The sequence below is a fragment of the Rickettsia sibirica 246 genome, assembly GCF_000166935.1.
Taxonomy (GTDB): Bacteria; Pseudomonadota; Alphaproteobacteria; order Rickettsiales; family Rickettsiaceae; genus Rickettsia; species Rickettsia rickettsii.
The window spans coordinates 64,668-77,590 of the sequence record NZ_AABW01000001.1 but is presented as its reverse complement, the minus strand read 5'-3'; the positions used below and the strand labels follow the sequence as shown (position 1 = coordinate 77,590).

The following is a 12,923-nucleotide window of genomic DNA, read 5'->3' as shown; positions in this document are numbered from 1 at the left end:
AATAGCTTTTTTGGGGTTTTTACCTCTTTTATCTTCTTAATTGCTAAATTAGCAAATTCTGAAGCTAATTTTGAATTTTTTATTTCTTCAATAGTTCTTAAATAATTATTTTTTATATCAAAATCCTTAACTATTGCTGAGTACAATTCTATAGCTGTATTTAAGGTAATATTGGAGCTTTACGTGGTAACCATAAAATATGGTTATTTTCAGAAAAGTTAATAGAAGACTTGATTTCATATATGATGCCTAGTTATTTTTAACAAGGCATCATACATTAGTTTAATTCTTAGTCAAAAAATTATTAATATTTTTTAATAATTACCCACCGAATTGCTCTTTAATAATTCTATCTTCCAGCGTATGGTTTTTATTAAACAGCAGTTTGACAGGCTTATCCTGAGTAGATTTAACGGTAACATTTGTGATATTATTAAACTCCTGAAAGTCGGCAGTAGCATTTACCGGTCGTTTATTTGTATTAAGTATTTCAAATTTAATCGTAGCAGATGAAAGCAGTAAAGCACCGTGCCATCTACGCGGTCTAAACGAGCAGATAGGGGTTAGGCATAACATGTTTGACTCAAGCGGTAAAATAGGACCGCTGGCAGATAAATTATAAGCACTACTTCCGGCAGGTGTTGCAACTAAAGCTCCGTCTGCTACTAATTCGCTCATTCTCTCTATCCCGTTTACTTCTATTCTAAATTTAGCAGCTTGATTAGTTTTACGAAATATCGATACTTCGTTAATAGCAAGTGCCGTATATATTTGACCGCTCGTATCTTCGACTTGCATAAGAAGAGGATTTAGGATAGAAACCGTACTTTCGTGTATATTTTGTAATAATTTTTTGGTATCTAAAGGATTCATTAAAAAGCCGAGGCTTCCTAAATTAACTCCGTAAAAAGGTACATTAAGATGCATATAGCGGTGAATATTATGTAGTAATTCTCCATCCCCGCCTATTACGATAATGACCTCCGCTTCCTCTATTTTACAATAATTATAGAGTGTTTTTATTTCCTCTATAATAGCTAAATGTTTGGAATTGTGGTTATAAATTAATGCTATTTTATTTATATTCATTATATGAATTTCTTTTTTAATATATAGACGCTTAACTAATAATAAGTTATAAGAATAAAATAATAAAATAAATATTAAGTTAAATTATGTCATCATTCAACATAAAAAATCATAAAAATGATCTGCTATTTGTACCGCTAGGGGGATCTAATGAAATAGGTATGAATCTTAATCTTTACCATTATCAAGGTCAATGGTTAATGATTGATTGTGGTAGCGGTTTTGCCGATGATTATTTACCCGGTGTTGATATGATAATTGCTGATAGCAGCTTTATCGAGAGATATAAAAAAGATATAGTAGGTCTGATTTTAACTCATGCTCACGAGGATCATTTAGGTGGAGTCCAATATTTATGGAATAGACTTAAATGTCCTATTTATATTACTACTTTTACAGCAAATTTTCTAAAAATTCGTTTAAATGAATATGATTTTGCTAAAAATATAAAAATTCATGAAGTAAAACCCGGTAGTAAAATAAATCTAGAGCCTTTTTCCTTAGAGATGGTGCCACTGACTCACTCGGCTCCTGAAATGCAAGCAATTATGATCCGTACGGATGCAGGTAATATTTTACATACGGGGGATTGGAAATTTGATAACGATCCGATACTTGGGAAAAAAGCCGATGAGGAGCTTTTAAAATCTTACGGAGATGAAGGGGTTCTTGCACTTGTTTGTGATTCAACTAACGTATTTAATAAAGGAAGCTCAGGTTCTGAGGGGGATGTTAGAAAAAGTTTAGTAGATATTATAGCCGGTTGTCCTCAAATGGTAGTAGTTTCAACCTTTGCATCTAATTTAGCACGGCTTGATACAATAATTCATGCTGCAGGGCTTGCGGGTAGAAAAGTAGTCTTAACCGGTAGAAGTTTGCACCGTATGATGCTTGCTGCGCAGGAAAGCGGCTATTTGAACGATATTGCTCCTCTAATTAGTGAACGTGATGTTAGCAGATTTAGAAGAGAAGAATTATTAGTAATTGCTACCGGTTGTCAAGGTGAGCCTATGGCTGCTACCGCAAAACTGGCTAGTAATTCTCATCCGTCTATAAAGCTTGTTCCTAAGGATACAATGATTTTTTCTTCAAAAATTATTCCGGGTAATGAAAAGAAAATATTCAGGCTATTTAATATATTTGTTAAAGCCGGTGTAGAAGTTATTACCGAGCGAGACCATTTTGTACATGTTTCAGGACATCCATCGATTGACGAGCTACAAAAAATGTATTCTCTAATTAGACCGAATATTTGTATACCTGTTCACGGCGAGCCTGTACATATTCATGAACATGTTAAGCTTGCTAAGAAAAACGGCATAAAACAGGTAGTAGAGGTTGAAAATGGTAGTGTAGTACTGCTTGAACCTAATAATGCAAAAGTAATTTCAAAGGTTGAAAACGGTTATTTAGCTGTTGACGGTAATTATTTGCTGCCCGTTGAATCTCCGATTTTCAAAGCTAGAAGACGTATGCGTGAGTCGGGTATCGTGGTAGCATCAATAGTCATTAATAAAAAAGGACTACTTGCTGCAAACCCAATGCTGTCTATGCCCGGGCTGCTTGATCCGAAAGAGGATATGGCATTAGTGAACCTCATTAAAAACGACATTAAAGAACTTGTTACCATTCAAAATAAACAGGCTAAAAAAGCATTGTCGGATGAACAAGTAATCGAGGCAATAAAAGGAACAATCCGTAAAACCTTAAAACAAGAAATTAATAAGTCACCCGTTATAATAGTAAATCTTGAGAAAGCTGTGGAGTAGTGAAATTGTTATTGTGAGTAGGTATTGTTTTATAGCTCGAGAAATGCGCTCAATGTCATTCCCGCTTCTGTGGGAATGACATAAACAAGCCAAGCAACGATACCTACAAACCTGTAAGTGACAAAGAAAAAATAAGCACATGAACAAATTTAAAAATATTGCGGTGTATGGGGGAGGGAGTTTCGGTACTAGCCTTGCTTCTTTAGCAGCACAAAACTGTAATAACGTTACTTTATTTTTACGTGATGAGGCAATAGCAAAGGAAATTTTACATAACAAAACTAATGTAAAATATTTAGGGGATATTAAATTACCTGCTCATTTACAGGCTACTACAAACTTAGATATAATTAAGGATTTTGAACTAATTATTATTGCATTGCCGTCTTACGCTTTTGATGACTCAATAAAATTATTAAAAACTCACAGCATTTCTAAAGACAATACTCTTCTAATTGCAACAAAAGGCTTTGCCCGCAATCCTACCGCATTATTTTCAGATAGGTTAAAAACTCTATTACCGTATAACCCTACAGCGTTTTTTGTAGGTCCGAATCTAGCAAAAGAACTTGCTAAAAATTTACCTGCTTCGGCAAGTATTGCAAGTTTAGATATAGATATAGCAAATAAAATAGCTTATAACCTAAGTTCAAAAATTTTTACTACTAATGTGTCAAGCGATATTGTAACATTACAGGTAGCAGGAGCTTTAAAAAATATTTTTGCTATTAAAAGCGGGATTGATTTAGCAAGAAAGCAGGGCGAAAATGCAAGAGCAACGCTTATAGTAGCTGCCTTAAAAGAAATTGCTATTTTGTCGAAAGCGTTAGGTGGTATGCAAAAAAATTCTGATATTTTACTAGAGGGCGTAGTAGGCGATTTAGTGCTTACTTGTTATTCGTTAGGTTCACGTAATACAAAATTTGGTTATGAACTTGGAATTAGTAGCGATAAAAAGAAATTTTTACAGGAATATAAAGAGCTAGTAGAGGGAAGAGAAGCATTAAAATTAGTTTTGGATTTGATAAAAAAATATAATTTACATATGCCTATAATTTCCGAAGTAGCTTCGTGTGTTATGCCTTATGTCATTCCTGCGAAAGCAGGAATGACATAGGTATCCACGCAACAATGTTTCCGCGGGAATGACATATGACTCCACGCGAGCAATACCAATAAATATGAAAATTTCATATTAAATTAGATACCTTAAATCACATAAAGTTTTTAAAGTTTCAATTAAAAATTTATTTTGGTCTGATGAAGTAAAAATCTTTACAAAATTTAGTGAAAAAAATAAAACCTCATATATTATAAGTAATTATATCTTTAGCTCATTACATGATAATCTTTAGTATAGTTTTTTTTAAAACCGTTTCGGTATTATTAAGTGTAGTAATAGGATTTTTAGCAGGTAAATATTCAAATGTTGAAAGAGATAGTATCTCTTCGTTACTATTCTATTTTATATCGCCTATAGTATTTTTTACGATACCTGCTAGTACAACCTTAACACTTGCGGCATTAAGCGTTACGGTTGTAACATTTGTAATTGCAACACTCTTATCGCTCTTTTCTTATTATTTTTTTGGTAAATTTTGGCAGGATCATACACGTAATATTATAGCTTTGTCTGCAGGTACGGCCAATGGCGGGTATTTTATGTTGCCTATAGCTGCAGCACTTTTTGATGATTATACATTAAGTATTTACATGATGGCTGTTATAGGAGTGAATATTTATGAATGTTCCGTCGGCTTTTATATTTGTATGAGGAGCTTTGCTAATACCACCAATAGTATATTAAAAGTAGTAAAATTACCGATTTTAAACGCTTTTTTCTTGGGATGTTTATTTAGTTTTTGCGGTTTTACTTTACCGGATTTTTTAGATGATTTTATATATAATATGAAAGGCGCTTTTTCGATACTCGGTATGGTGATGGTGGGTCTTGCTCTTTCGTCTCTACAAAAATTTGAAGTCGATATCAAATTTACTCTTGCTACTTTTGCTGCTAAATTTCTATTCTATCCTTTGGGAGTAGGGTTATTTATCATGTTTGATCATTTTGTAACAAAATGGTATAACAATGATTACTATAATGCCCTAAAACTACTTTCTACGGCACCACTCGCAGCAAATACTATAGTTATAGCGAATTTACAGAAATTTTACCCTGAAAAAGTTGCAGCTACTGTGTTTTTATCTTTGCTTTTTGTAGTTATATATATGCCGACCATGGTCAGTATATTTTTAAGTGACTTAAATTAATAACATGATGACAATTGATGACAATGATTTTTTTACAATTTATTCTAAATTGGTATTAATAGGTTCATATGAAAATTAATTCAATAAAAATTGGTCCCTATATTAATTTATTACCTCTTCAATATATACCGAAACATAAAATTTCTTATTTGGAATTCGGTGATCCTAAAAATAAAAATATAATAGTATGTGCTCACGGTTTAACTAGAAATGCTCATGATTTTGATAAAATAGCTAAAGAGTTGAGTAAAAATTATAGAGTAATTGCAATAAATTATCCCGGTCGCAGTGATAGCGAAAATTTTAAAAAAGCTAATCATTATAACTATACGACTTATATTAAAGATACGTTATTTTTTTTTAAAAGGCTAAATATCAAAAATCCTATTTGGCTTGGTACTTCAATGGGCGGTATTATAGGTATGATACTTGCCAGTAAATATAAAAATATTTTTAAAGCCTTAATATTAAATGATATAGGGGCGTTTATTGATGCTGCTCCTTTAATTAAAATTGGAGGTTATGCTAAAAAAATGATACTCTTAGATGATTTGGCTAGTGCAAAAGAACATTTAAAACTTATTTATGCACAAAGCGGTATTAAAGATGAAGAAGATTGGGATTATTTAACAAAATATAGTGTAATTTCTACATTCGGCGGAAAATATAAAATGAATTATGATCCTGCTATAACAGAAGGAATGAAAAATGCTAGTAACCAGGAAGATATTAAACTATGGTCTGTATGGAATAAAATAAAATGTAGAATATTAGTAATTCATGGGATGAAATCTCAAATTTTAACAAAATCTACTATTAAAAAGATGAAAGAAACAAAAATTTTTGATCTTTATGAAATAAAATATGCCGGTCATGCTCCTTCTCTAATGAACCCTGAAGAAATTAACTATGTCAAATCTTGGTTAGAAAAGAAGTCTTAGATTGTATGACCTTGTATTGTACGAACGTTCAGGATGTCATTCCCGCGGAAGCGGGAATCCAGAAAAATAACCTTAATCTTAGTACAAAAATTACATATTTAATACAATAAACATATAAAAAAACTGTTTTTTATATATTTTTCTGGATTCCTGCTTTCGCATGAATGACATAGGCAGCATTTAAATTAATAAATAATAATTATGAAAATTACTACTAAAGTACTAATAATAGGTTCAGGACCTGCGGGCTTAAGTGCCGCTATTTATACAGCTAGAGCTGCTTTAAAACCAATATTAATAAATGGTATGCAGCCAGGCGGGCAGCTTACAATTACCACCGATGTTGAGAACTATCCAGGATTTGCGGAAACGGTGCAAGGACCTTGGCTTATGGAGCAGATGTATATGCAGGCTAAAAATGTCGGTACGGAAATTGTTAGTGATTACGTAGAAAAGGTGGATTTATCAAAAAGACCTTTTAAAGTATTTACAGGAGCAGGAAATGAATATGACGCGGAGAGCATAATCATTTGTACCGGTGCGGAAGCAAAATGGCTTGGTATAGCTTCAGAGCAGAAATTTCGTGGTTTTGGTGTTTCGGCATGTGCTACTTGCGATGGTTTCTTTTTTAAGAATCAAGAAATAGTTGTAGTAGGGGGAGGAAATAGTGCAGTAGAAGAAGCTTTATACTTAACCAATCATGCTAACAAAGTCACTATAGTGCATAGAAGAGATAGTTTTAGAGCTGAGAAAATATTACAGGATCGATTATTTAAAAATTCTAAAATATCAGTAATTTGGGATCATGTAGTAGATGAGATTGTAGGTAGCAATAAACCAAAATCCGTTACTGGAGTTAAAATTCAAAATGTTCACACCAAAGAGATTAGTTTATTGAATTGTAGTGGTGTATTTATAGCTATTGGGCATGCACCGAATACGGGGCTATTTACCGGACAAATTGTAATGGATGACGATAATTATATCATTACGAAGTCAGGTACTACTAGAACTAGTGTAGAAGGTGTTTTTGCTGCTGGTGACGTTCAGGATAAAATTTATAGACAAGCAGTAACTGCTGCAGGAACAGGCTGTATGGCGGCTCTTGAGGCTGAAAAATTTCTAAATAAATAATTTAGATTTTTTAGCTGTAAATTAACATATAAGTTAATAAAAAATTGTTGCATTTAGTAAGACACTTATTATAGTCATTGTGTATTAATTTAATTAGTTACAAATATATAATGACTTGGAACAAATATACCACCACAAAAACAAAATATTGATACATATCCATTACTTATGAAATTTTTAGTTGGATGAGGTAGTTTTAACATACAAAATTTAGAAGCATTGAAAAATGCTAATTTAGAAATAGAGCTAGCAGAAGCCGCATTTTCAAAAAAATTTTTAATATATTCTGCAATAAAATTTTACTTAAATCATTTTTATCCAAATAGCCAAAGTGAAAAATTTACAGAGCTAGAAATAACCGGAGTTAGATATGATCAAGTGATAAAGGCTCCTGATATTAGGTTAGCTACCGATAAGCCTACGACTACTAATATATTTAAAAATTTGACTTTGGACTCAATATGTTACATCAGAATTGGATTTTTAATGGAGATGACTCAAATGGTTGGCTGTTAGCAAGTATAAATCTTAATAAAGGCGGTTATTTAATAACTTAGAAAAAGTATTTCTCTCAGCTGTGATCTCTTTAGAGTCACAATTAATAAATCCTAAGAAAAAATATTACTCTGATATTTCATCTGAGGTTATTGAGTATGCATGGGGAAATATTAAAGGAGTTAAAGGTAATTATTTAGAGCCATTCAAGAATTTAATAGCTTTTGGCAAAGAAGAAATAAGTCCCTCTGAGTTATGGGTTAAAATAGCTGAGGCTATAAAGGTAGATAAAGTATCAAATTTATTGTGAGAAAATATTCTAGAAGACTTAAACAAGATAGGTGTATGACTTTATTATAATAGAAAACTCTGCTATATTATCTGACATTGGATATAAATTTCCTCAAGAAATATTGAATCTTATATTAAACGCAATAGCTCCTGAAGATATCATTAATATTATAAAACATGCTAATTTGGCAAATATTTCTTATGATGTATTAGAAAGTCAAATGGGTGGTGAAGATTTTGGTATAAATAATTCATTATAAATATTTTTCTTGCTAGTATTGCCGTATAATTTTAAGATAAGTTTATAACACTTTTCTCGAGCCATGCAACAACGCCAATGTTCGCTCGCAATGACGATTTTAGTATCCACGCAGGTAAAAATATATGAACTTACTTAAAAACATTATCCGTTATTAATCCTGCGACCTTAAAAGAAATTGCTACAGTTCCGAATTTAGGATTATCTGAGATTAATTCAGCGATTAATAATACGGTGACTAGTTTTTCTTTATGGTCACAAAGTTCATTTGGAGCGAGAATAGCAATTCTTAGAAGATGGTATAATTTAGTAATCGAAAATATTGAGGAGTTAAGTCATATATTAACCCTAGAGCAGGGTAAAGTACTTGCTGAATCAAAAAAAGAAATTTTATATGGAGCCTCGCGAAATTTGCAAGCGATGCCGGTTTGCCTGCCGGAGTATTTAATGTAATTACAGGTAGTTCAGATATTATAGGTAAGGCTTTTTGTGAAGATTTTAGGCTTCAGAAATTATCATTTACCGGCGCTACAAATGTCGGTAAAATTCTATATCAAAATGCCGCAAATACTCTAAAACGTTTATCTTTGGAACTTGGCGGCAATGCTCCTTTCATTATAACGGCAGATAATAATTTAGAGAAACTAGTAAGTGATTTAGTAATCGCTAAAACTAGAAATAGTGGACAGTCTTGTACTTCACCTAACAGAATATTTATAGAAGAATCTATATATGAAAAATTTATAGAAATTCTAAAGGCTAAATTTACTAAGCTTAAAGCCGGTGACGGATTTGATAAGGAATCGGATATAGGTCCGTTAATTAATTCTGCTGCCAGAGAAAAAATACAAAAGTTACCCGCTGATGCACAAAGTAAAGGAGCTAAATTAATTTGCGGCGGTAAAGCTGTTGATAATTTTATTGAGCCTACTATTATTATTGATTGTTTGGATAATATGGATATCTTTAGAATAGAAATATTCGGTCCGGTAGTTGCTTGTTATAAATTTAAAGATTTGGATGAAGTAATAGAACATGCAAATAATACCGAATACGGCTTGCAAGGATATGTATATTCAAATAATATATCCGTGGCACAAATGATAGCGTCTAAGCTTGATTTTGGTATGGTATCGATTAAACGACCCGTTACCTGCAAATGCAAAAGCACCTTTTGCAGGACGTAAAGCTTCAGGTTTTGGAGTTGAAGGCTCATTTGAAGGGATATTTGAATATCTAAATACGAAATATATAAATTTACAGAATTAAGCATGCCCGCATGGTTCCTTTTATGTCATTCCTGCGAAAGCAGGAATCTAGTAAAGAATATAAAAAATATAATTCTTTGTAGCAGTATTAAGATTATTTTTTCTGGATTCCCGCTTTCGCGGGAATGACATAGGAAATATAATAATCTAAATAGTAAAAATTATGCTAGTGCTTGTAGATAATATTGAAGTACAAATTGAAAAAATTTATGAAGTATTTGATTTAATAGATAATGAAGGAGCTGATCTTTTGTTATGGGCAGTATCTGATTGTCTTGCCAAGCTATTAGCTCAATATAAAGAATCGTTAACAATTGAATATGTTGATCCTTTGATGCAACTAATTAAAAAAGGTTTGAAGAGCAAAATACTATAATACCCAAAATGCTTAATAATGCTTTAAGCAATATATTATTAATCCTTGAAGATGGATGTAAAGCTGAAGAATCAGAACTAATAGAAAATATAATTAATAGTTTAAATACTCTTGATATGTTAGGAGGACATGCATAGTAATCTTCCAAAAATCTCAATAGTTTTACCGGTTTATAATAGAAAGAAGCTATTACCTTTTGCTATTGAGAGTTGCCTTAATCAAAGCTTTAAAGACTTTGAGCTTATTATTATTGATGATTGCTCAAAAGATAATAGCGTTATAGTAGCTAGGACATATGCAGAGCAGGATTCACGTATTAAGGTAATAGTAAATGAGACCAATAAAAGATTACCGGCAAGTCTTAATATTGCTTTTAAAGAGGCTAAGGGGAAGTATTTTACTTGGACTTCAGATGATAATCTTTTCCATGAAAATGCTTTAGAAAAAATGGTTAAGATACTTGATAATTCACCTGAGATAGGGCTTGTATATACTGATTATACTTTGATCGATGACCACGGTAAAGTAGGAATAAGACTTTATCAAGAACCTCCTGAGTTTTTACCGATTAGAGATTGCGTCGGTGCATGTTTCTTATATAGAGCCGATTTAGCAAGGCAAGTAGGTGGATATAATGAAAATATGCAGTTAGTGGATGATTATGAATATTGGCTAAGGTTTGGGCTTGTTACGAAATTTGCTCATATACCGGAATCTTTATATTTCTACCGAGTACATAATCAAAGCTTAACAATAGAGCGTAAAGTAGAAGCAAAACAGGCAAAAAGAGTTTTAAAAGCATTATTTAAAGATCAATATATTATTCCTGCTGAGATTAAACCTATAAATGATTTATATAATTGGTTTATTGAAGATAGAAATTTAAGCTCTTATTTTAGGTTATTTAAAATAATTATTTGTAGTCCGATAATTACTATTTCGTATATTATTAAAAATCTAAGAAGAATAAGGTGATATTTTAATGCTTTAATGTCATTCCCGCTTTTGCGGGAATGACATAGTAGAGTCATAGCACAACATCCTTAAAATAAATGCAAAATCAAGATTTCATACATACATTAAATCCAGAGCAGCAAAAAGCAGTTCTTCACACTGAAGGACCGCTTTTATTGCTGGCAGGTGCAGGGACAGGTAAAACAAAGGTACTTACCTCAAGAATAGCTAATATTATTCACCAAAATTTAGCCTCACCTCAAAATATTCTAGCTGTTACTTTTACTAATAAAGCTGCTAAAGAAATGGCTGAAAGAGTTAATAGTCTAGTTAATTGCTATGGTCTTAATATAGGCACTTTCCACTCAATGGCAGCTAGGATATTACGTGACCAGATTGAGCATTTAAATCTTGGTTTAAATAATAGATTTACTATTATTAGTCATGATGATCAATTAAAACTAGTGAAAGATATAGTAAAGCTAAAAGATATTGATACTAAAAAATATGCTCCTAAATTAATACATATCATAATTTCTAGATGGAAAGATCAAGGATTATTACCAACTAAACTATCAGTATCAGATACTAATTTACCGCTGCAGAGGGTTGCAAAACTTGTATACGAAGAATATCAGAAAAATTTACTTATTTCTAATGTTTTAGATTTTGGAGATTTGCTACTTTATAATAATGAGCTTTTTATTAAAAATTCTGAAATACTAAGATATTACCAAGAAAAATATCGATATATTTTAATTGATGAATATCAAGACACTAACGTTGTCCAGTATTTATGGGCAAGAATGCTCGCAAGTTTATATAAAAATATTTGCTGTGTAGGGGATGATGATCAATCTATTTATGGTTGGCGAGGAGCAGAAGTCGGGAATATATTACGTTTTGAAAAAGATTTTGCAGGTGCAACAATTATTAAATTAGAGCAGAATTATAGATCAACTTTGCCAATACTTGCTGCTGCTTCCAATGTTATCAATAATAATAAAAACCGTCACGGTAAAACGTTATGGACGGATAGGGAAAGCGGTGAAAAGATAAAAATTATCTCTTGTTGGAGTGATAAAGAAGAAGCAAGATATATAGCCAGTGAAATAGATAAGTTAGTGCGAGAAAACCGGTATAATGCCGGCAATATTGCAATATTAGTACGAGCCGGATTTCAAACAAGAAGTTTTGAGGAAGCGTTTATAAATAGTGCTATGCCTTATAAAATTATAGGCGGTTTGCGGTTCTATGAACGTATGGAAATAAGAGACGTACTTGCTTATATCCGTATATCTTTGAATCAAAATGACAATCTAGCACTTGAGCGTATTATAAATGTGCCGAAAAGGGCAATAGGTGCAGCTAGCTTAAATAAAATTAGAGGCTATGCACTTGAGCGAAATATTTCTAATTTCGCAGCTATTAAAGAAATGCTAGAAATAGGTGAGATTAAAGCAAAATCATATGAAACTCTAAAAGATTTGGTTACCAAAATCGATAATTGGTACGAAAGATTTAGTATAGATGCTCCAATAAACGTAGTTAAAGCAATACTTGATGATTCCGGTTATCTTGAAATGCTTCAAGAAGAAAAAACCGAAGAAGCATTCGGTAGAATCGAAAATATTAACGAAATGCTTAGAGCTATTGCTGAATTTAACGATGTTCATGATTTTATCGAACATTCAAGCTTAGTTATGGAAAATGAAGTGCTTGAAACCAATTACGGTGGCTCTGTTACTATAATGACCCTGCACGCAGCTAAAGGGCTTGAGTTTGACGTGGTATTTTTACCGGGCTGGGAAGAGGGGGTATTTCCGTCTCAAAGATCTCTAGACGAAGACGGCGAAAAAGGCTTAGAAGAAGAACGCCGCATTGCTTATGTCGGTATTACGAGAGCCAAAAAAGACCTCTACATTACTCATGCTGAAAGCAGAAAAATATTTTATGAAATAGTCCGTTCTTACCCTTCAAGGTTCATAACTGAAATCCCTGATGAAATTACGATCAGGACCTCTTCTATGAAAAAATACAATTCTTTTTATAAGTTTTAATTAATTTTCATTCATA

The 12,923-nt window shown here is 32.1% G+C and carries 13 protein-coding genes and 1 pseudogene; 13 read left to right on the top strand and 1 reads right to left on the bottom strand.

Annotated elements, in window-relative coordinates:
* Nucleotides 1-321: 321 nt before the first annotated feature.
* Complete coding sequence (locus tag RSIB_RS05195; RefSeq protein ID WP_004995731.1) at nucleotides 322-1,089, bottom strand: NAD kinase; 768 nt, start codon at nucleotides 1,087-1,089, stop codon at nucleotides 322-324.
* Nucleotides 1,090-1,175: 86 nt separating this feature from the next.
* Here RSIB_RS05195 and RSIB_RS05200 point away from each other — a divergent pair, with 86 nt between their 5' ends.
* The 13 genes and pseudogenes from RSIB_RS05200 (at nucleotide 1,176) to pcrA (ending at nucleotide 12,907) form a co-directional block, all read left to right on the top strand.
* Nucleotides 1,176-2,858, top strand: a complete 1,683-nt coding sequence (locus tag RSIB_RS05200; RefSeq protein ID WP_004995730.1) for a ribonuclease J — start codon at nucleotides 1,176-1,178, stop codon at nucleotides 2,856-2,858.
* A 139-nt stretch (nucleotides 2,859-2,997) separates the two neighbouring features.
* Nucleotides 2,998-3,975 (top strand): NAD(P)H-dependent glycerol-3-phosphate dehydrogenase, encoded by a 978-nt coding sequence (locus RSIB_RS05205; protein WP_004995729.1) that lies wholly within the window; start codon nucleotides 2,998-3,000, stop codon nucleotides 3,973-3,975.
* A gap of 224 nt (nucleotides 3,976-4,199) precedes the next feature.
* Nucleotides 4,200-5,129, top strand: coding sequence for an AEC family transporter (locus RSIB_RS05210; protein WP_004995728.1), 930 nt, complete (start codon nucleotides 4,200-4,202; stop codon nucleotides 5,127-5,129).
* Between the two features lie 68 nt (nucleotides 5,130-5,197).
* Nucleotides 5,198-6,070, top strand: a complete 873-nt coding sequence (locus tag RSIB_RS05215; RefSeq protein ID WP_004995727.1) for an alpha/beta fold hydrolase — start codon at nucleotides 5,198-5,200, stop codon at nucleotides 6,068-6,070.
* A gap of 201 nt (nucleotides 6,071-6,271) precedes the next feature.
* On the top strand, nucleotides 6,272-7,204 hold the full coding sequence (gene trxB / locus RSIB_RS05220) for a thioredoxin-disulfide reductase (protein ID WP_004995725.1): 933 nt from the start codon (nucleotides 6,272-6,274) through the stop codon (nucleotides 7,202-7,204).
* Nucleotides 7,205-7,423: 219 nt separating this feature from the next.
* Nucleotides 7,424-7,720: a hypothetical protein gene (locus RSIB_RS05225; protein ID WP_004995724.1), complete on the top strand. Its 297-nt coding sequence runs from the start codon at nucleotides 7,424-7,426 to the stop codon at nucleotides 7,718-7,720.
* 61 nt (nucleotides 7,721-7,781) lie between these two features.
* Nucleotides 7,782-8,009, top strand: a complete 228-nt coding sequence (locus tag RSIB_RS05605; RefSeq protein WP_012736388.1) for a hypothetical protein — start codon at nucleotides 7,782-7,784, stop codon at nucleotides 8,007-8,009.
* Nucleotides 8,010-8,040: 31 nt separating this feature from the next.
* Nucleotides 8,041-8,250, top strand: a complete 210-nt coding sequence (locus RSIB_RS05230) for a hypothetical protein (RefSeq protein ID WP_004995723.1) — start codon at nucleotides 8,041-8,043, stop codon at nucleotides 8,248-8,250.
* Nucleotides 8,251-8,387: 137 nt separating this feature from the next.
* Nucleotides 8,388-9,518 (top strand): annotated as a pseudogene (locus tag RSIB_RS06780) (aldehyde dehydrogenase family protein); the annotation flags it as partial.
* Between the two features lie 162 nt (nucleotides 9,519-9,680).
* The gene (locus RSIB_RS09540; protein WP_004995721.1) at nucleotides 9,681-9,893 is read left to right on the top strand and encodes a hypothetical protein; all 213 of its coding nucleotides are present in this window, start codon (nucleotides 9,681-9,683) and stop codon (nucleotides 9,891-9,893) included.
* Between the two features lie 8 nt (nucleotides 9,894-9,901).
* Nucleotides 9,902-10,030: a hypothetical protein gene (locus tag RSIB_RS10090; protein WP_255374147.1), complete on the top strand. Its 129-nt coding sequence runs from the start codon at nucleotides 9,902-9,904 to the stop codon at nucleotides 10,028-10,030.
* On the top strand, nucleotides 10,023-10,868 hold the full coding sequence (locus tag RSIB_RS05240) for a glycosyltransferase (RefSeq protein WP_004995720.1): 846 nt from the start codon (nucleotides 10,023-10,025) through the stop codon (nucleotides 10,866-10,868). Before RSIB_RS10090 ends, RSIB_RS05240 begins: the two co-directional genes overlap by 8 nt.
* A 77-nt stretch (nucleotides 10,869-10,945) precedes the next feature.
* Nucleotides 10,946-12,907: a DNA helicase PcrA gene (pcrA, locus tag RSIB_RS05245; RefSeq protein WP_004995719.1), complete on the top strand. Its 1,962-nt coding sequence runs from the start codon at nucleotides 10,946-10,948 to the stop codon at nucleotides 12,905-12,907.
* The last annotated feature ends 16 nt before the right edge of the window (nucleotides 12,908-12,923 follow it).